Source organism: Brevibacillus sp. NSP2.1 (assembly GCF_000470975.2).
Lineage (GTDB): Bacteria > Bacillota > Bacilli > Brevibacillales > Brevibacillaceae > Brevibacillus > Brevibacillus agri.
Window position 1 is genome coordinate 2,414,873 of record NZ_CP048274.1, and the last position, 18,493, is coordinate 2,433,365.

Sequence of the window (18,493 nt, forward strand, 5' to 3'; positions counted from 1 at the left end):
ATGACGGAAAAAATGCCTTGGGCATTGGTGACGGGGGCTTCCGGAGAAATCGGCCAGGCGATCGGTACCTACCTGGCGGAAGCAGGGGTGCCCCTTTACCTGCATTACAACCGCTCAGAGCACAAGCTGGACCGGCTGGTGCATCTGTGCTCTGAGCGCGCTGTCCCTTGCGTCAAGCTGCAGGCTGACTTGCGCGATCCTGGGCAGATCGCGGCGATGTTCGGGCAGATGTCAGCGCCGCCGCTTCTCGTTGTCAACAACGCCTCGGCCGATCACGTCGGGTTGTTTACCGACGTGTCTGTCGAGACGTTTGACGAGCTGGTGGCGATGAACGTTCGCTCCGCCTTTTTGGTTTGCCAGGCTGCCTTGCCTGCGATGCTGCGCGAGCGCTACGGACGAATCGTCAATGTCTCGTCGATCTGGGGACTGACTGGCGGCTCCTGCGAGGTGCTTTACTCTTTGACCAAAGGCGCGATCAACACGTTTACCAAAGCGCTCGCCAAGGAAATGGCCCCGAATGGCATCACGGTCAACGCGGTTGCTCCCGGAGCGATCCAGGGCGGGATGATGGAGCGTTTTTCCCCGGATGAAGTGGAGATGATCGCGGACGAAATCCCCGCGAACCGCCTGGGCGACCCCCGCGAGGTGGCGGCTGTCGTGCGTTTTTTGCTGTCCGCAGACGCAAGCTACGTCACAGGCCAGATCATCAGTCCAAACGGCGGCTGGTACACGTAAGTCCTGTTCCCGCTCTCGTGAATAATTTCCGAGAAATGGTGGAAGTCTACCTCTTGTGTGGGCGGTCGGTAGAAGACCGTTGCCGCAACGAAAAAAGGAGGGAATTTCCTAATGTCGATTTTGGACAACTTTCGCGACTGGAAAGAGTTTCTCGGAGAGCGAGTAGAGCAGGCGAAACAGGCTGGTATGGAAAGCCAGACACTGGAAAACGTAGCGTACCAGATTGGAGGCTATCTGGCAGAGCAGGTCGACCCGAAAAACGAACAAGAGCGTCTGTTGAAGCAGCTCTGGGATGCGGGCGATCAGCAGCAACAGCAAGCACTCGCTTCCCTCATGGTGAAGCTCGTTCAAAATTCCGATAATGTCAATCGTGGCAACTAGACGTTTAAATCCCCTATTCATGGGGATTCCAGACTGTCGACAAAGTACCTGTCGGCAGTTTTTGTTTTGTCAAGCGTCTTTATTTATGAACTACGTTAACGCATTAAAGTGGAAGAGGAATTACCATATAGGAGTTGTTGCGATTGTTACGAAAGACAGGCTACGAAAGACGGACTCAAGTTTCTTTCGTCTCTTTGGACGAACTTGTTCCGCAAGATCATCTGGTACGGAAAAAGTTTGCTCGTCTGAAACGGTGTAACCTTTGGTAACGTTAAATCCAACACCAGCACTACTTTTGGTATAATATACCAGTACTTTTAGAAGGGAATGGATATTCCAAAAAAATACAGGAGTGTGATTCATTCATGGAAAAAATGATAGTGAAAGTCGTGCTATACAGCTTTATTGTCAGTTTTTGTGCTCAAATTTTATTCAAAAGTCGATACCAAAGTGTACCTAAACCGGGTACGGATTTATTCGATATTGTTTATCTTCCCGTTGACGAGTACGTACTATCAATTCTTCGAAATTGTATTGTTGTTTCATTTGTTACCATGTTCGTGTTTATCCTCTGCTACTATCTTTATAAAATAATCAAAGCAAAAAAGAAATCTCAGTCATAAGTAAAACTCACCATGCAGAATAGTATGCCTTTTCGTGTGCTCTTAATCAATTTCCGCCTATGGGTACGATTCAGTCACCGAATGTGCATGTTCATCCCAAAATCTTGTTGAAACATTACGCCCGACCACTAGGCCCTCGCCTTCTTCGTTCGCACATGACTGACAAATCGGCTGCCTCTGCCCTGGTAATTGGATCATTCGGGCGAAGATTCCCTTTATCGTCACCCTGAAATCCCCTATTCATGGGGATTTTTCTTTTCGCGTTTGTCGAATGATACGAACGTGATATACTACAGAAGAAGATCATTTTGGGTGGCGGAGAGGATTGTATATGGAAGCGAAAAAAGAATGGTACATGGAGTACGAAATTGCCCGCAACCGTCCGGGTCTGTTAGGGGACGTGTCTTCTATTCTGGGGATGTTGAACATTAATATCGTGACGATCAACGGCGTGGATACGATGCGACGCGGCATGCTGCTCTTGACGGACGACGATGAAAAAATGGAGGTTTTGCGCAATGTTGTGCAAAAAATGGACAACATAACCATAACGAGGTTGCGTCCCCCGACCATGCTCGACCGTCTTGCCGTTCGGCATGGCCGGTACATCGAGCGTGACAGCGAGGACAAAAAAACGTTCCGTTTTGTGCGCGACGAGCTGGGGCTTTTGGTAGACTTCATGGCCGAGATTTTGAAAAAAGAGGGCCATCAGCTAATCGGCATCCGGGGAATGCCTCGCGTGGGGAAGACGGAGTCGATGATTGCAGCAAGTGTCTCGGCGAACAAGCGCTGGACGTTCATTTCCTCAACTTTGCTGCGACAAACGGTGCGAAGCTCCTTAGCCATTGATGAAATGTCTACCGATCATGTATATTTGATAGATGGGATTGTTTCAACGCTGCGATCGACAGAGAAGCACTACACCCTGCTTCGGGAGATTATGAACTTTCCTGCCGCGAAAATCATTGAGCATCCGGATATTTTTGTGCGGGAGTCTGAGTACGAAATGTCTGATTTCCACTACATTATCGAACTTCGCCACTATCCAGATGAGGAGATTACATACGAGCTGATTAACAATCGCGGCTTTGATAATTTTGACATGAATTAAGGAGGGGCAACTGTGTCTGAGCTAGGTCAAGTCTTGCAAAGGGCCCGCGAGGAAAAAGGAATCACGCTCGACGACATCCAACGTATCACCAAGATACAGCGGCGATATTTGGAAGCCATTGAAAGAGGTCATTTTCATGTACTTCCTGGCCACTTTTATGCGCGTGCGTTCATAAAGAGCTATGCGGAAGCCGTCGGTTTGGACCCGAATCACATCCTGACGCATTTTCAGGCCGATTTGCCAGCCCAGCCGCCAACGGAGCAAGTGGAGAGATTGCGTCGCCGGAGAGTTGCTTCCGCGAATAATCCGCTGCAGGCGGGGCGTTGGGTCACCAAAACTTTGCTGGTGTTGTTCATTGCCTTGATTATCGGCGTTATTTACATCGCAGCAGTAAATAACAACGGCAATATCAGCACGCAGCCTGTACCGAGCGGAACAGTCACTCCTGGAGCGGAAATCGTCACTCCGGACAAAGGTGGAGGGGTTCCCACCTCGCCGATCGCGCAGCAGCCGCAACCGCCATCTACTGTCACGCCTCCCCCTGAGCCGGGAACGACGACACCCGAGCCGGGAGAGGTCACTTCTCAGGCGACGATCACGTTCGATTCGCAGCAAGGTTCCATGTACAACTACTCCCTGCAGGGTGGAGAAAAAATCACCGTCCACCTGAAAGTGAAGGAAGACAGAAGCTGGTTCGGGGTATCGGAAGGAAAAGGCAAAAAGTACGTCGAGGAAGGCGAACTGAAAAAGGGAGCCAAGGAAGAAATCACGATTGAACTGGGGAAATCGGCGTATGTGCGTCTCGGAAAGCCGACCGTTGTCGAATTGACGGTGAACGGAGCGGTAGTCGATACGTCCAAAATGAAGTTCATGCCGTCGAACATCACCATCAAAATGAAAGAAGCAGCAGCACAGTAGGCAAGCGTAATGCTTGCCTTTCGTACTTTCGTCTCTTTTGACACTTCCTTTAGGCTTATATTATACTGGATAGGTGTAATATGGGCTGGTGTGACCAATTGGAGGAAAAAAGATGGCAGAGAAGGTAGGTACGCGAGAAAAAGTAGCGATTGTTACGCTGGGCTGTGAAAAGAATCTTGTCGATTCGGACATGATGGCCCATCTGATAGATGAAAAAGGCTATGAACTGGTTGACAATCCGGAAGAAGCAACCGTGGTCATCGTCAATACCTGTGGTTTCATCGATGCAGCCAAGGAAGAATCTGTGAACAAGATTCTGGAAATGGGTGAATTGAAGGAAACCGGCAAGCTGAAATCGCTTGTGGTGGCAGGCTGTCTCACACAACGCTACAAAGAGGATATCTTGAACGAGATTCCCGAGGTGGACGGCATTGTCGGTACAGGCGATTTTATGTCGATTACAGGGATCATTGAAGAATCGCTGGCGGGCAAGCGTCCGATTTTTGTGGGCAACCCGATCTTTACGTACGAAGATGTAGTAAAGCGGAAGGTGAAGGAAGGCACGTACTCTGCATACATTAAAATTGCCGAGGGCTGCGACAACGCCTGTACCTTCTGTAGTATTCCCCTGATGCGGGGTGGCTTCCGCAGCCGGACGATTGAATCCATCGTCGAAGAGGCGCGCCACCTGGCTGCGCAGGGGATTGTGGAAGTGAGCCTGATCGCTCAAGATTCCACGAACTACGGTACAGACATTTACGATGGAAAGCTGATGTTGCCAGAGCTGTTGAACCGTTTGGCGGAAGTGGATGGAATCGAGTGGATTCGTCTGCACTACGCCTATCCGGGCTTTTTTACAGACGAGCTGATCCACACGTTTGCGACCAATCCAAAAGTGTGCAAATACGTGGACATGCCGCTGCAACACTCGGAAGACCATATCCTGAAAAGAATGCGTCGTCCGGGGCGACAAACGGATATTCGCGAGCTTGTGGCGAAAATCCGCGCGCAGGTGCCGGATGTAGCGCTGCGCACCTCGTTGATCGTAGGCTTCCCTGGAGAGACAGAAGAGGACTTCGAGCGCCTTTGCGAGTTTGTGAAGGACATCCGCTTCGATCGACTGGGCGTGTTTACGTATTCGAATGAGGATGACACTCCTGCTTCCCGCTTGCCCGACCATGTCGACGAAGAAGTCAAGGAAAAGCGCGCGAACATGCTGATGGAAATTCAGCGTGAGGTTGCAGGCGATCGCAACGGTCGCTTCGTCGGCCAGGAGCTGGACGTTCTCATCGAACGCTACGAGGGACGCAACGATATTTATGTTGGCCGGACGCAATACGACGCCCCGGAAATTGACGGGGAAGTATTCGTCACAGGGTTCAAAGGCAAATTAGGCTCTATCGTAAAAGTGAAGATCACACACTCCTATGAATACGATTTGGCCGGGGAGGTAGTCTAGGTGAATCTCGCCAACCGCATCACCCTCGCCAGGATTTTCCTGGTGCCGGTAGTCATGTTTTTTCTGCTGGTGCGTTACAACATCGGGACATTTTCCATTGGCAGCCTGACGATGACGTATAACGAGCTGATTGCGGCTTTGGTGTTTATCCTAGCAGCCAGTACGGACGGACTCGACGGTTACATCGCTCGCAAACGCAAGATCGTGACGAATCTGGGAAAATTTTTGGACCCGCTTGCAGACAAATTGCTGATCTCCGCAGCGCTGATTTCCCTCGTGGAGATGCAGCGTCTGGAAGCGTGGATCGCGATTGTCATCATCAGCAGGGAATTTGCTGTAACAGGTCTGCGCCTGGTCGCTGCGGCAGAAGGTCAGGTAATTGCTGCCAGCGCATTGGGTAAACTGAAGACATGGGTTCAGATTGTGGCGATTACCGCTGTCATGATCCGCAACTTCCCCTTTGAATTTTTCGGGATTCCGTTTGACGAAGTCGCCACGTGGGCTATGGTCGTTATCACGCTTTATTCCGGGTACGACTACTTTGCGAAAAATCGCAACGTCATCCAATACTCGTAGCTACGGGTATTGGTCTCTTTTTTCACAAGACTCTTCTCTATAGCCGCTATCGGTGATAAACTGTTTGGTTAGAGGCTTTTCTACTCTCAAAGAGAATGGATGAGGAAAATGAGAGCGGAGATTATCGCAGTAGGTACCGAGCTTTTGCTAGGCCAAATTGCCAACACAAATGCCCAGTTTCTGTCGCAGAAGCTGGCGGAAATTGGCGTGGGAGTCTATTTCCATACGGTTGTGGGAGATAACTCAGAGCGATTGCGGCAGGTCATTGCGCTCGCATCCGGCCGATCCGATCTCGTCATTTTGACAGGGGGGCTTGGACCGACCCAGGATGACCTGACAAAAGAAACGGTGGCAGCACACGTGGGCGTCGGGCTGGAAACGAACCAGGAAGCCATGGAAAGAATTGAACAATTCTTTTTGCAACGTGGGATTGTCATGACGGAGAACAATCGGAAGCAGGCGCTGGTGCTCTCAGGCAGCCTTGTCTTTTCCAACGACTTCGGGATGGCGCCTGGGATGGCGATCCGTCATGACAGTTGTACGTTCGTGCTGCTCCCTGGACCGCCAAGCGAGCTGTACCCGATGGTGGATCGCTACGTGATGCCGTACTTGACAGACCTGTTGCCAGAGAAGCAAGTATTCCATTCCCATGTGCTGCGCTTCTACGGAATCGGGGAATCCGCTCTGGAGGAGCGGCTGCTGGATTTGATTGAAAAGCAGGACAACCCGACGATCGCGCCGTATGCCAAGGAGTTTGAAGTGACACTCAGGCTCACGGCGAGAGCGGCTACGGCAGAAGAAGGGGAAGCGCTGATTTTGCCGGTGGAAGAAGAAATTCGCAAGCGTGTTGGCGAGTATGTGTACGGGATGGGAGAAGATTCGTCCCTGCATGCCGTCTTGGTGAGCGAGCTGAAAAAGCGAAACGAAACGATCGCATGTGCGGAAAGTTGTACAGGCGGCACGGTCGCTTCGCTGATTACGTCCGTTCCCGGCAGCTCGTCTGTTTTTCAAGGCGGCGTAGTCTGTTATACAAACGATGTGAAAAACCGGCTGCTTGACGTGCCCGAAGAGGTTTTGAATACGGACGGTGCGGTCAGTCGGCAAACGGCGCAGTTGCTTGCAGAAAATGTGCGAGCCAAGCTGGGAGCCACATACGGCGTGTCCGTGACGGGTGTGGCTGGACCCGACCCTTCGGAGGGCAAGCCTGTTGGCCTTGTCTACGTCGGAATTGCGGGTGAAGGGATGCCCACAGTAGTAAAAGAACTGCGCCTGGCTGGCAGAAGACAGGCGATTGTTGGGCGTGCCGCCAAATTTGCGCTATTTTATGCGCTGCAAATGCAAAAAGAAAGGTGACGTTTTCATGACGATGTTTTCTGATTTTCCTTTACATAAATCCATTTTGCAGGCGATCCACGATATGGGCTTCGAAGAGCCATCGCCGATCCAGGCCGCTTGCATTCCGAAAGTGCTGGCTGGGGGAGACCTGATCGGCCAAGCACAGACGGGAACGGGTAAGACCGCAGCTTTCGGGATTCCGCTCGTGGAGAAAATTACGCCAGCCAACCGCGTACAGGCTATCGTGCTGACTCCGACGCGCGAGCTTGCCATCCAGGTTGCCGGAGAGCTGCTGCGCATCTCCAAATACAACAAAGTACGCACGCTGCCGATCTACGGCGGACAGTCGATCGGCCACCAGATTCGCGCCCTGCGCCAAGGCGTGCAGATCGTAGTCGGGACGCCCGGCCGCGTCATGGACCACCTGCGCCGCAAAACATTGAAGCTCGATCATGTACATACACTCGTTCTGGATGAAGCGGACGAAATGCTGGACATGGGCTTCATCGAAGATATCGAAACGATCATCACACATATGCCGGAAGAGCGTCAGACTCTGCTTTTCTCCGCAACGATGCCGCCTGAAATCAAGCGCCTGGCGACCCGCTACATGAAGCAGCCGCAAACGATCGCGGTCAGCCGCGAAGAAGTGACAGCGCCATTGATCGAACAAGTGTATTACAAAGTGTTTGACCGGAACAAAGTAGAGAGCCTGTGTCGCATTCTCGACAGCGAGGACGTGGAGCTTGGCATCATCTTCTGCCGCACCAAGCGCGGGGTGGATGAGCTGTCCGAAGTGCTGCAATCTCGCGGGTATTTGGCGGACGGCTTGCACGGCGATCTTTCCCAGGCGCAGCGCGACAAGGTGATGAATGCCTTCCGCGAAGGCTCCATCGAGTTTTTGATCGCCACCGACGTAGCGGCGCGCGGGATCGACGTAGGAAACGTATCCCACGTCATCAACTACGACATTCCGCAAGACTCCGAGAGCTACGTGCACCGGATCGGGCGTACAGGCCGCGCCGGACGCAAAGGAATCGCCATGACTTTGGTGACTCCGCGTGAAGTTAGACAGATGATGTTCATCCAGAAGCAGACAAAAGCACAAGTGCTGTCCCGCAACGTTCCGTCGCTGGAGGAAGTGGCTGAGCGCAAGCAGGAGCAGCTCCGCGAGCAGTTGACCAGCCTGCTGGAAAGCGATGCGATTGCGGATATGTACCAAAAAGTAGCGGAAACGCTCGTTGGCCAATACCCGGCTGAGAAGGTTGCGGCTGCGGCACTGCACCTGGCTTTCCATACCGAAGCAGGGCAAATTCAGGAGACCGAAGCGTACAACTTCGGAGAGACGGGTGCGGCAAAAGGCATGGTGCGTTTCTTCCTGAACGTAGGCCGCAACGCGAACATGAAGCCGCAAGATTTGGTTCGCGAAATTTCCGAGTCGGTCGGCATCCCGGGCAAAGCGGTGGGCCGCATCGACATTTTCGAAAACTTCACGTTTGTGGAAGTGCCGGAGGAAGTGGCGGCGTTCGTCTACGAATCGCTCCGCCAAACCCGGATCAACGGCAAGCGCATCAACCTGGAGCCGGCGAAGCCGCGCGGTGCGAAGCGCTCCTAACTTCGCTACAGGTGAAAAACAGACAGCCATTTCGCTGGAAACCTCCAGGAAATGGCTGTTTTTTGTGATGCGAATATTTGTTCGCAAAAAACACTTGGCAAACGGTTCTGTCTCGATGTATGATGAAGACAAGCAAAAGAGATGCGAATAGTGAAAGGGTGTGTACCATTTGTCAGATCGTCGCGCAGCTTTGGAGAGTGCATTGCGTCAAATAGAAAAGCAATTTGGAAAAGGTTCCATCATGAAGTTGGGAGAAGTGTCCAACGTTCAGATTTCTACCGTTTCCAGTGGAGCGTTAGCTTTGGATATCGCATTGGGTGTGGGTGGATTCCCGCGCGGCCGGATCGTCGAGATTTACGGTCCAGAGTCTTCCGGTAAAACAACCGTAGCACTGCATGCCATCGCAGAAGTGCAAAGACAAGGCGGACAAGCAGCTTTCATCGATGCCGAGCACGCGCTGGACCCTGTCTATGCAGCGAAGCTGGGCGTGAACATTGACGAGCTGCTGCTCTCCCAGCCGGATACCGGGGAGCAAGCATTGGAAATTGCCGAGGCGCTCGTACGCTCCGGTGCAGTCGATATCATTGTCGTGGACTCGGTAGCGGCGCTCGTTCCGAAGGCAGAGATTGAAGGCGAAATGGGAGACTCCCACGTAGGTCTGCAAGCCCGCCTCATGTCGCAAGCCCTGCGCAAGCTGTCCGGTGCGATCAACAAGTCCAAGACGATTGCGATCTTCATCAACCAGTTGCGTGAAAAAGTAGGCGTGATGTTCGGGAACCCGGAAACAACTCCTGGTGGACGCGCCCTGAAGTTCTACGCGAGCGTGCGCCTCGATGTCCGCAAAGCCGAAGCGATCAAAGTCGGCAACGACATCATGGGTAGCAAGACCAAGATCAAAGTCGTGAAAAACAAAGTAGCGCCACCGTTCAAGGTCGCTGAAGTGGACATCATGTACGGGGAAGGGATCTCCAAAGAGGGCAGCATCCTCGATATCGGTTCCGAAATCGACGTCGTGCAAAAAAGCGGTGCGTGGTACTCCTTCAACGAGGAGCGCCTCGGCCAAGGACGGGAAAACTCGAAAGTCTTCCTCAAGGAAAACCCGCATATTGCAGCGCAGATCGAGGCAAAAGTTCGCGAGTACTTCAGCCTCAACCCTGGTTCCGTTCCAGAGGCAGAGCCGGTGATCGATCCGGAGCAAGAGGAAGAGCCAGCATTTGACCTCGATTAATGAGCGAAAAGTCAACAGCCTGTCGATGAGACAGGCTGTTTTGTGTGAAAAACGACTGGAGAGGAGCGAGAGCGCATGAAGAGCGGCCAAATTACTGCCGTTCACCGCGATAACAAGCAGAGGCAGCGCTACCATATAGATTTGGACGGGGAGTATGCGTTTACGGTACATGAAGACATACTGGTAAAGTACAACCTGTTTAAAGGCACGGAGGTAGACGAGGCATTTTACAGCGAGGTGCTGGTCGCAGAAGAAAAGCACAAGGCGTATTTGGGTGCGTTGAAGTATTTGGGGATGCGTCCGCGCACGCGCAGTCAACTGCATGCGTACTTGCTGGAAAAGGGCTTCGAGATCCGCGTCGCCGACGAGATTTGCCAGCGCTGCGAGGAGCAAGGGTACATAGACGACGAAGCGTTTGCCAAGCAATGGGTGGAGGAGAGGCTGCGCCTGAAGCCGCGAAGCTCCTATATGCTGCGGATGGAGCTGGCACAGCGCGGAGTGGACAAGTCGATTGCAGAAGATGCCGTGCAGGGCGTTTCCAGAGAGGCTGAACTGGAAGCGGCGCGCGCTTTGGTAGAGAAGAAAGCGCGGCGCATCGAAGGAGCGCCGAATCCTGACGAGGAGAGAAAGCTGTTAGCCATGCTGATGCGCAAAGGATTCTCGCATTCCATCATCCAACAGATTCGGGGAGAATTGCGCCAGAGAAGGGTTGGAGAGGATTGACTCTATTTGCATGTTCTTGACAATTCTTGTTCACAAATAATAAAATAGGTTTGTATTTACTTGGTGTATCATAACTTTTTGCGCTTTGCTCACTCGTTGCCTGTGAAACAACTGAACAACCGTGCGACAGCAGTACGGATTCAGCGGACCGAGTAAAATCGGTCCTGTTTTTTAGCGAATGTTCAAATGCGAGAGCAAAACGAAAGCGGCACTCCATGAAAAACGAATGCTTGGAAAGCGGGGAGATGTCTTACAATAAGGAGGTGAAACGAAAAAGCCTATGGATCCTATACTAACAGTTGTCATCGTGCTCGTCGCCCTGCTCATCGGCTTGGGTGCTGGCTACTTCATTCGTAAATCGATTGCGGAAGCAAAAATCTCCAGTGCGGAGGAAGCTGCGCGCCAGATCGTCGAGGAAGCGAAACGGGATGCCGAAGCCGTAAAAAAGGAAAAGGTGCTGGAAGCCAAGGATGAAGTGTTCAAGCTTCGTTCCGAAGCAGAAACCGAGTTGCGTGAGAGACGCAACGAGATCCAGCGTCAGGAACGGCGTATTCTTCAAAAAGAGGAGACGCTGGACCGCAAGATGGAACAGTTGGAGCGCAAGGAAGAAGAGTTGTCTGAGCGCGACCGTACCATCGCAGAACTGCAAAGCAAGGTAGAGCACTTATATAAAGAACAAGTTTCCGAGCTGGAACGCATTTCCGGACTGACGCAGGATGAAGCGAAAAATATCATTCTGACCGATGTGGAAAATACCGTTCGCCACGAAATGGCTGTGATGATTAAAGAAATAGAGACACAAGCCAAAGAAGAGGCGGACAAACGCGCTCGTGAAATTATTACCACCTCCATTCAACGCTGTGCAGCCGATCACGTCGCAGAAACCACCGTTTCTGTCGTGACGTTGCCAAACGATGAGATGAAGGGCCGGATTATCGGACGGGAAGGCCGAAACATTCGCGCGCTTGAGACGTTAACCGGTATCGATCTGATTATCGACGACACGCCAGAAGCCGTCATCCTGTCTGGCTTTGATCCGGTCCGCCGGGAAATCGCCAAAACAGCGCTTGATAAGCTCGTAGCGGATGGCCGTATCCACCCTGCCCGTATTGAGGAAATGGTGGAAAAAGCACGCCGTGAAGTAGACGAGCGCATTCGCGAATACGGAGAACAAGCAACATTTGAAACCGGAGTACACGGCCTGCATCCAGACCTGATTAAGATTTTGGGACGCCTGCGTTACCGTACCAGCTATGGTCAGAACGTGCTCAAACACTCCATGGAAGTGGCTCATCTCGCTGGCTTGATGGCTGCCGAGCTGAAAGAAGACGTGAAGCTGGCCAAACGTGCAGGTTTGCTGCATGACATCGGAAAAGCGATCGACCACGAAGTGGAAGGTTCCCACGTCGAGATCGGTGTGGAACTGGCCAAGAAATACAACGAGCATCAAGTGGTTGTCAACAGTATTGCTTCTCATCACGGTGATACCGAACCAACTTCCGTCATTGCTATGCTCGTGGGAGCTGCAGATGCTCTGTCTGCTGCACGCCCAGGCGCACGCCGTGAGACATTGGAAACTTATATCAGACGTTTGGAGAAACTCGAAGAAATCTCTGAGTCGTTCGATGGCGTCGAAAAGTCTTATGCGATTCAAGCAGGACGCGAAATTCGCGTGATGGTTCAACCTGACAAGATTGATGATGCGGAAGCTACCCGTCTGGCACGGGAGATTACGAAACGAATTGAAAATGAACTGGACTACCCTGGTCACATCAAAGTGACAGTCATTCGTGAAACAAGGGCGGTCGAGTATGCAAAGTAAAGTGGCTGACGGCCACTTTACTTTTTTTCTAATCACGCAATAGTTGTGTATACTAGCAATGAGGTGAATGGTAGATGAAGCTTTTGTTTATCGGAGACATTATGGGATCGCCCGGCAGAGACATCGTCAAGACGTACCTGCCGCTTTTGAAAAGAAAATACAAGCCTACGTTCATTGTCGCTAACGGCGAAAATGCGGCGCATGGCCGAGGCATTACCGAGAAGATCGCCAAAGAGCTGTTCGAGATCGGTGTTCAGGCGATTACGCTCGGAAACCATACGTGGGACCAGCGCGAGATTTTCGATTTTATTGACGAGGAGCCGCGGATGATCCGCCCGGCGAACTTTCCTGCGGGCGCGCCCGGAAAAGGCATTACGTACATCAAGCAGTCGGAAGGAGAGCTTGCAGTCATCAACCTGATGGGCAGGACGTTTCTCCCGCCGCTCGACTGCCCTTTCCAGATGGCAGACAAACTGGTCGAGCAGGCACGCAAGCGCACGAAGCTGATTTTTGTCGACTTCCACGCCGAAGCTACTTCGGAGAAACAGGCGATGGCCTGGTATCTCGACGGACGCGTCACGGCTGTAGTCGGTACGCACACGCACGTGCAGACCGCGGATGAACGCGTTTTGCCGCAAGGGACAGGATTTTTGTGCGATGTAGGGATGTGCGGTCCGAGCAATGGCATCCTCGGGATGGAGCGCGAGGCGGTCATCCGCAAATTTTTGACCCAACTGCCTGTCCGCTTCGAAGTGGCGCCAGATCCTGCGCAGTTGAACGCCGTCCTGATTACGCTCGACAAGGCAACCGGGCAAGCGAAGAAATTGGAGCGAATCAGAATTGACGTAGACCATCCCTTTATGGAATAATGAACGTAAGATTAGAATTTTTTGAATCTTTCTAGCGAGTTAGCAGGAATTTTTAGGGGTTATGCGAATATCATTCTAATGATGACAGGATTCCTATCAGACGGGAGGTTCAAAAAGGATGGAAGTATTAAAAGTTTCAGCAAAGTCTAACCCCAATTCCGTTGCTGGTGCCCTTGCCGGCGTTCTCCGTGAACGCGGTGCAGCCGAAATCCAAGCCATTGGCGCTGGGGCGCTTAATCAAGCTGTGAAGGCCGTAGCAATCGCACGAGGGTTTGTAGCGCCGAGTGGAGTTGACCTCATTTGTATTCCAGCCTTTACGGACATCGTGATTGATGGAGAAGAGCGTACTGCAATCAAACTAATCGTAGAACCCAGATAATAAAACTGCAAACGTATCGCCTGCCTGTTTGTTCGAAGAATGAACAGGTTTTTTCGTGTCCAAAAAAGCGGCTACAGACAAGTAGGAAGAAAAAGGGGAGAGCATGCATGAAAATATTCGACGCGCATTGCGATGTGTTGGGCAAGCTGTGGAAAGAACCGGAGCGTGACTTCTATAAAGAAGACGATTTTTTGCAAGCGGGTTTTCCTGCGCTCGCAAAAGGGAATGTGGATATACAGGTGCTTGCCTGTTTTGTGCCTGTTCACGTGCCGTATGGCCGCCGTTTTCATACGATACTAGAAATGATCGATATCTTTTATGAAAAGGTGGCGAGTGAACAATTCCGCCCGATTTACACAATGGCTGATTTGGACGAGCGCGTATTAAAGGGGGAGAAAGGGGCTATTCTGTTTGTAGAAGGGGCACATGCTCTGGAGGAAAGCCTCGTACAGCTTCGCACGTGGTATCGTCTCGGCGTCCGCGGCATGACGTTGACCTGAAATCATGGCAAATGCGTGGCGGATGGCAGCGGCGAACCGAATCCGGGCGGACTTACTGCTTTTGGTCGACAAGTAATAGAAGAGATGAATCGGCTGGGGATGGTCATCGACGTTTCCCATTTGGCGGACCCGGGGTTTTGGGACGTGATGGACCTGTCATCAGCAGCGGCGTATTCCCAGTTACTAGAAGCGCTGCTCAGACATTACAAAGAGGCGGAAGTATTGAAATTTGTGCAAGGAAATTGGTTGCGTGTTTTCGGAAACGTGCTACAATAATACATGAGGATATTAATGTACCAAGTTCAACATTAAAATTCAGGTCAAAAGTAAGTTGAGTAAAAGCACTTGCAATTTGACAGGGACAGGACTACAATTGTTACTGTCTATGCACAGAATTGTCACATCTTATCAATCTTTTTTTAGGTAAGATGGGCAGCTTGCTCACAGTCACTGAAAGGGTGGAATCTGAATGATTAGTCAACTTTCCTGGAAAGTTGGAGGACAGCAAGGGGAGGGCATCGAGAGTACTGGTGAGATTTTCTCGATGGCGATGAACCGGATGGGTTACCATCTGTACAGCTACCGCCACTTCTCTTCCCGTATCAAGGGTGGACACACGAACAACAAAATTCGCGTGAGTACAACGCCAATGCGTGCGATCTCCGACGATCTGGACATTCTCGTAGCGTTTGACCAGGAGACAATCGATTTTAACGCGCATGAGCTTCGCGAAGGTGGCATCATCATTGCTGATGCTAAATTCAATCCAAAGTTGCCGGACGGGTTGAAGCCAGTTCGCTTCTTCACTGTACCACTAACTGAGATCGCTGATGAACTGGGAACTTCCCTGATGAAAAACATGGTGTCGATTGGTGCGTCCAGTGCAATCCTCGGCATTCCAGTGGAAAGTTACCGAGCAATCGTTGAAGATATGTTCCTCCGCAAAGGCGAAAAAGTAGTAGAAAAGAACATGGAAGCGATTCGTCGCGGATTTGATTTTGTAAATGAACTGACTGGCGGCCAACTGCCTGAGTTCCAAATGGAAAAGGCTGACCCGCAAAAACAACTGTTCCTGATCGGTAACGATGCGATCGCTCTGGGTGCTGTAGCAGCAGGCTGCCGCTTCATGCCGGCATACCCGATCACACCGGCTTCCGAAGTTATGGAATACTTGATTAAAAAACTGCCAAAACTCGGCGGAACCGTTATCCAAACAGAAGACGAAATCGCCGCTATTACAATGGCGATCGGCGCTAACTTCGCAGGTGCTCGTTCCTTGACTGCTTCTGCAGGTCCTGGTCTGTCCCTGATGATGGAAGCAATCGGTCTGGCTGGTATTACAGAAACACCAGTTGTGATCGTAAACACCCAGCGTGGTGGCCCATCCACAGGTATGCCGACCAAAATCGAGCAATCCGACGTGAATGCGATGATCTACGGTACACACGGTGACATTCCAAAAGTCGTAATCACGCCAAGCACAGTAGAAGAGTGCTTCTACGATGCTGTTGAAGCGTTTAACATTGCGGAAGAATACCAACTGCCAGTTATTCTCATGACGGACCTGACTCTGTCTTTGGGCAAACAAACCGTTACTCCATTTGACTACAGCAAAGTAGAAATCCGCCGCGGGAAGCTGCTCGCTGGACAAGAATTGCCAGAAAAAGAGCAAAACGACCTGTTCAAACGTTATGAAGTAACCGAAGACGGCGTTTCTCCACGCGTCATTCCTGGTCAAAAATACGGTTTGCACCACGTAACAGGGGTAGAGCACGATCAAACCGGTCGTCCTTCCGAGAATGCTGCTAACCGTATCCAACAAATGGATAAACGTATGCGCAAGCTGGATGGCGTTTTGAAAACGTTCAAAAACCCTGTAACAGTCGATGCTCCTCATGCTGACGCGGATGTTCTGGTAGTGGGGATCAACTCCACCATCGGTACGATTCAAGAAGCAAAAGGCCGTCTGGAAAAAGAGGGAATCAAGGTCAACCATGCACAAATCCGTTTGCTGCATCCATTCCCGACCGAACAAATCAAAGCACTTGTGGACAAAGCGAAAAAAGTGATTGTTGTTGAGCATAACATCCAAGCACAAGTTACAAACCTCATCAAACAACACGTGGGAAGCGCTGAAAAAATCCAATCTGTGCTGAAATATGACGGTAACCCATTCCTGCCGAAGGAAATCTATGCTGAAGTGAAGGAGCTGGTAAAACATGGCGACTATGAAAGAGTTTCGAAATAACGTAAAGCCTAACTGGTGCCCAGGCTGTGGAGACTTCTCCATCCAGGCGGCGATTCAACGCGCCGCAGCGAACGTAGGTCTGGAACCTGAAAATCTGGCGGTTATTTCTGGTATCGGGTGTTCCGGGCGTATTTCCGGCTACATCAACTGCTATGGTTTCCACGGTATTCACGGACGTGCCCTGCCAATCGCACAAGGTGTGAAAATGGCAAACCGCGAGCTGACTGTTATCGCGGCTGGCGGCGACGGGGATGGATTTGCGATCGGTATGGGTCACACCGTTCACGCAATCCGTCGCAACATGAACATCACCTACATCGTGATGGATAACCAAATTTACGGTCTGACAAAAGGTCAAACCTCTCCGCGTTCCGCGACTGGTTTCGTGACCAAGTCTACGCCGCAAGGCTCCATCGAGTCCTCCATCACTCCAGTGGAACTGGCGCTGTCTGTTGGTGCAACCTTCGTTGCCCAATCGTTCTCCAGCGACCTGAAAGGCTTGACTGAGCTGATCGAAAAAGGAATCAAACACGAAGGCTTCTCCCTGATTAACGTGTTCAGCCCTTGTGTAACCTACAACAAAGTAAACACTTACGACTGGTTCAAAGAGAACATCGTGCCAGTAGACACGATTGAAGGCTACGATCCTCATGACCGCATCAAAGCGATGTCTACTTCGATGCAGTACAAAGGTTTGATTACCGGTCTGATCTATCAAAATACCGAGCAAAAACCTTACGAGGCGCTCGTAAAAGGCTTCAAAGAAGAAGGCTTGGCGAACCAAGACATCCGTCTGTCCCAAGAAGACTTCGACAAACTGGTTGCAGAATTTGCATAAGGTTTCGATGAAAAAACCTCTCCATCTGCGGAGAGGTTTTTTTGTACTACCAGGCGCGGTCACGCCACTGTCTGTAGACGAGCATCACCAGGAACAACACGACGAGCTGGCCAAACAGCGGGTACAAAAAGCGCAGCAGCGAGCTGAAGCCGATAAAGCTGACCAGGTAGCAGATGACGAGGATGCCGAGAATGATCGTGGCTCCGCGCAGTCGCGTCACCTGGCGAATTTGCTGCGCCAAGCCGAACACATTGGCTACGAGCGTCGAGAAAATTTCCGCGTACACCAGCAAGGAGAACAAAAACGGGATTCCCCTTCCCAGCCCTTGCAGCAGGGCGATCATCGGCATTTCCGCCTCCTGAATACCCGGCATTTTTACCGTCAACGAAGAAAAAGCCAGCAGCAAGAGCAGCCCAATTCCCAGCCCGCCGATGATTCCCCCGACGATCAGAGGCTTTTCGCTTGTGCTGTGCCGGCCGATCGGCACAAGAACCGCTTGTGTCAGCGTCACATTTAAGGCAACATAGTAAAGAGGGGAGCTGAGCCAGGCCCACGGCCGCAACGCTTCTATCGTGACGCCTGTATCCAGCCATGGTTTCGAGTACAGAAACACGAGCAGGGTAAAGGCAATGAGCAGGGGCACAAAAATGCTGTTCACTTGATGAATGGCAAACAGCCCTTTGCGCGTGACGAAAAAAATGAGAATCATGCTCAGCCAAATGCCAATTTGCGGGGACAAATGAAAAGACTCCCAGAAAATAGCGCCGGTAGCCGCTAGCATCACGGACGTCGTTCCTAGCATAACGGTTAGCAGCAGCGTATTAAAAACGGTGCCAAAAGGGTGCCCGAACAAATACGTGCTGACCTCTTGATAGGAATTGGCCTGGATCCGGTAGGAGATGAGCATTACCCGAATACCAGCCCACATGAATAAACTTGTCGCAATCACAATGCCAATCAAGCCATGTGTCCCGTATTGCACAAAGAACTCGACGATTTCTCTGCCTGATGCAAAGCCGGCTCCTACGACTGTTCCGATATACGTAAAAGCGATTTGCCATGAGGCTCTCCATGTTCCTTGCATCTCAGACCTCCTGTCCCACCTTATTCCATCCTATGAACGGGAGTGAACC

17 protein-coding genes and 1 pseudogene are annotated in these 18,493 nt (G+C 51.4%); 16 read left to right on the top strand and 2 right to left on the bottom strand.

The window, feature by feature from the left end; all coding sequences use genetic code 11:
• Nucleotides 1–735, top strand: coding sequence for an elongation factor P 5-aminopentanone reductase (gene ymfI, locus M655_RS12155; protein WP_005834109.1), 735 nt, complete (start codon nt 1–3; stop codon nt 733–735).
• Nucleotides 736–846: 111 nt separating this feature from the next.
• Nucleotides 847–1,116, top strand: coding sequence for a DUF3243 domain-containing protein (locus M655_RS12160; protein WP_005834108.1), 270 nt, complete (start codon nt 847–849; stop codon nt 1,114–1,116).
• Between the two features lie 738 nt (nt 1,117–1,854).
• Here the strand turns inward: M655_RS12160 and M655_RS28060 are convergent.
• The gene (locus M655_RS28060) at nt 1,855–2,046 is read right to left on the bottom strand and encodes an S-layer homology domain-containing protein (RefSeq protein WP_081414703.1); all 192 of its coding nucleotides are present in this window, start codon (nt 2,044–2,046) and stop codon (nt 1,855–1,857) included.
• 24 nt (nt 2,047–2,070) lie between these two features.
• On the opposite strand from M655_RS28060, the gene M655_RS12165 reads away from it, so the two are divergent.
• From M655_RS12165 to M655_RS12235, 14 genes and pseudogenes are all read left to right on the top strand, one after another.
• Nucleotides 2,071–2,850: a YmfK family protein gene (locus M655_RS12165; RefSeq protein WP_005834105.1), complete on the top strand. Its 780-nt coding sequence runs from the start codon at nt 2,071–2,073 to the stop codon at nt 2,848–2,850.
• Between the two features lie 12 nt (nt 2,851–2,862).
• A complete protein-coding gene (locus M655_RS12170) occupies nt 2,863–3,768 on the top strand; it encodes a helix-turn-helix domain-containing protein (protein ID WP_005834104.1) in 906 nt (301 codons plus the stop codon).
• Between the two features lie 112 nt (nt 3,769–3,880).
• Nucleotides 3,881–5,227 carry a 30S ribosomal protein S12 methylthiotransferase RimO gene (gene rimO, locus M655_RS12175; RefSeq protein WP_005834102.1) on the top strand — a complete coding sequence of 449 codons (1,347 nt, stop codon included), beginning with the start codon at nt 3,881–3,883 and terminating at the stop codon, nt 5,225–5,227.
• Nucleotides 5,228–5,803, top strand: coding sequence for a CDP-diacylglycerol--glycerol-3-phosphate 3-phosphatidyltransferase (pgsA, locus tag M655_RS12180; protein WP_005834099.1), 576 nt, complete (start codon nt 5,228–5,230; stop codon nt 5,801–5,803).
• 108 nt (nt 5,804–5,911) lie between these two features.
• Nucleotides 5,912–7,156 (top strand): competence/damage-inducible protein A, encoded by a 1,245-nt coding sequence (locus tag M655_RS12185; protein WP_026557306.1) that lies wholly within the window; start codon nt 5,912–5,914, stop codon nt 7,154–7,156.
• A gap of 7 nt (nt 7,157–7,163) precedes the next feature.
• The gene (locus tag M655_RS12190) at nt 7,164–8,753 is read left to right on the top strand and encodes a DEAD/DEAH box helicase (protein WP_007786887.1); all 1,590 of its coding nucleotides are present in this window, start codon (nt 7,164–7,166) and stop codon (nt 8,751–8,753) included.
• Between the two features lie 169 nt (nt 8,754–8,922).
• Entirely contained in the window at nt 8,923–9,981 is a 1,059-nt protein-coding gene (gene recA, locus M655_RS12195) for a recombinase RecA (RefSeq protein WP_025846053.1), read from the top strand.
• Nucleotides 9,982–10,056: 75 nt separating this feature from the next.
• Nucleotides 10,057–10,704, top strand: a complete 648-nt coding sequence (locus tag M655_RS12200; RefSeq protein WP_005834091.1) for a RecX family transcriptional regulator — start codon at nt 10,057–10,059, stop codon at nt 10,702–10,704.
• Nucleotides 10,705–10,984: 280 nt separating this feature from the next.
• On the top strand, nt 10,985–12,526 hold the full coding sequence (gene rny, locus M655_RS12205) for a ribonuclease Y (RefSeq protein ID WP_005834089.1): 1,542 nt from the start codon (nt 10,985–10,987) through the stop codon (nt 12,524–12,526).
• A gap of 74 nt (nt 12,527–12,600) precedes the next feature.
• Nucleotides 12,601–13,395, top strand: a complete 795-nt coding sequence (locus M655_RS12210) for a TIGR00282 family metallophosphoesterase (RefSeq protein ID WP_005834087.1) — start codon at nt 12,601–12,603, stop codon at nt 13,393–13,395.
• A gap of 118 nt (nt 13,396–13,513) precedes the next feature.
• Nucleotides 13,514–13,774, top strand: coding sequence for a stage V sporulation protein SpoVS (gene spoVS, locus M655_RS12215; RefSeq protein WP_003385776.1), 261 nt, complete (start codon nt 13,514–13,516; stop codon nt 13,772–13,774).
• 107 nt (nt 13,775–13,881) lie between these two features.
• Nucleotides 13,882–14,550, top strand: a pseudogene (locus M655_RS12220) (dipeptidase).
• 193 nt (nt 14,551–14,743) lie between these two features.
• Nucleotides 14,744–16,522, top strand: coding sequence for a 2-oxoacid:acceptor oxidoreductase subunit alpha (locus M655_RS12230; protein WP_005835612.1), 1,779 nt, complete (start codon nt 14,744–14,746; stop codon nt 16,520–16,522).
• Nucleotides 16,494–17,360: a 2-oxoacid:ferredoxin oxidoreductase subunit beta gene (locus tag M655_RS12235; RefSeq protein ID WP_005835614.1), complete on the top strand. Its 867-nt coding sequence runs from the start codon at nt 16,494–16,496 to the stop codon at nt 17,358–17,360. Before M655_RS12230 ends, M655_RS12235 begins: the two co-directional genes overlap by 29 nt.
• A gap of 46 nt (nt 17,361–17,406) precedes the next feature.
• Here the strand turns inward: M655_RS12235 and M655_RS12240 are convergent, their stop codons facing one another.
• Nucleotides 17,407–18,444, bottom strand: coding sequence for a YkvI family membrane protein (locus M655_RS12240; protein ID WP_026557305.1), 1,038 nt, complete (start codon nt 18,442–18,444; stop codon nt 17,407–17,409).
• Nucleotides 18,445–18,493: the final 49 nt, after the last annotated feature.

Excerpts from the sequence above, each read along its gene's own strand:
- M655_RS12230 (WP_005835612.1), top strand. The coding sequence starts at position 14,744 with ATGATTAGTCAACTTTCCTGGAAAGTTGGAGGACAGCAAGGGGAGGGC.
- M655_RS12200 (WP_005834091.1), top strand. The coding sequence starts at position 10,057 with ATGAAGAGCGGCCAAATTACTGCCGTTCACCGCGATAACAAGCAGAGG.
- rny (WP_005834089.1), top strand. The coding sequence starts at position 10,985 with ATGGATCCTATACTAACAGTTGTCATCGTGCTCGTCGCCCTGCTCATC.
- M655_RS12160 (WP_005834108.1), top strand. The coding sequence starts at position 847 with ATGTCGATTTTGGACAACTTTCGCGACTGGAAAGAGTTTCTCGGAGAG.
- M655_RS28060 (WP_081414703.1), bottom strand. The coding sequence starts at position 2,046 with ATGATCTTCTTCTGTAGTATATCACGTTCGTATCATTCGACAAACGCG.
- M655_RS12165 (WP_005834105.1), top strand. The coding sequence starts at position 2,071 with ATGGAAGCGAAAAAAGAATGGTACATGGAGTACGAAATTGCCCGCAAC.
- rimO (WP_005834102.1), top strand. The coding sequence starts at position 3,881 with ATGGCAGAGAAGGTAGGTACGCGAGAAAAAGTAGCGATTGTTACGCTG.
- spoVS (WP_003385776.1), top strand. The coding sequence starts at position 13,514 with ATGGAAGTATTAAAAGTTTCAGCAAAGTCTAACCCCAATTCCGTTGCT.
- M655_RS12185 (WP_026557306.1), top strand. The coding sequence starts at position 5,912 with ATGAGAGCGGAGATTATCGCAGTAGGTACCGAGCTTTTGCTAGGCCAA.
- M655_RS12210 (WP_005834087.1), top strand. The coding sequence starts at position 12,601 with ATGAAGCTTTTGTTTATCGGAGACATTATGGGATCGCCCGGCAGAGAC.
- ymfI (WP_005834109.1), top strand. The coding sequence starts at position 1 with ATGACGGAAAAAATGCCTTGGGCATTGGTGACGGGGGCTTCCGGAGAA.
- M655_RS12235 (WP_005835614.1), top strand. The coding sequence starts at position 16,494 with ATGGCGACTATGAAAGAGTTTCGAAATAACGTAAAGCCTAACTGGTGC.
- M655_RS12190 (WP_007786887.1), top strand. The coding sequence starts at position 7,164 with ATGACGATGTTTTCTGATTTTCCTTTACATAAATCCATTTTGCAGGCG.
- M655_RS12240 (WP_026557305.1), bottom strand. The coding sequence starts at position 18,444 with ATGCAAGGAACATGGAGAGCCTCATGGCAAATCGCTTTTACGTATATC.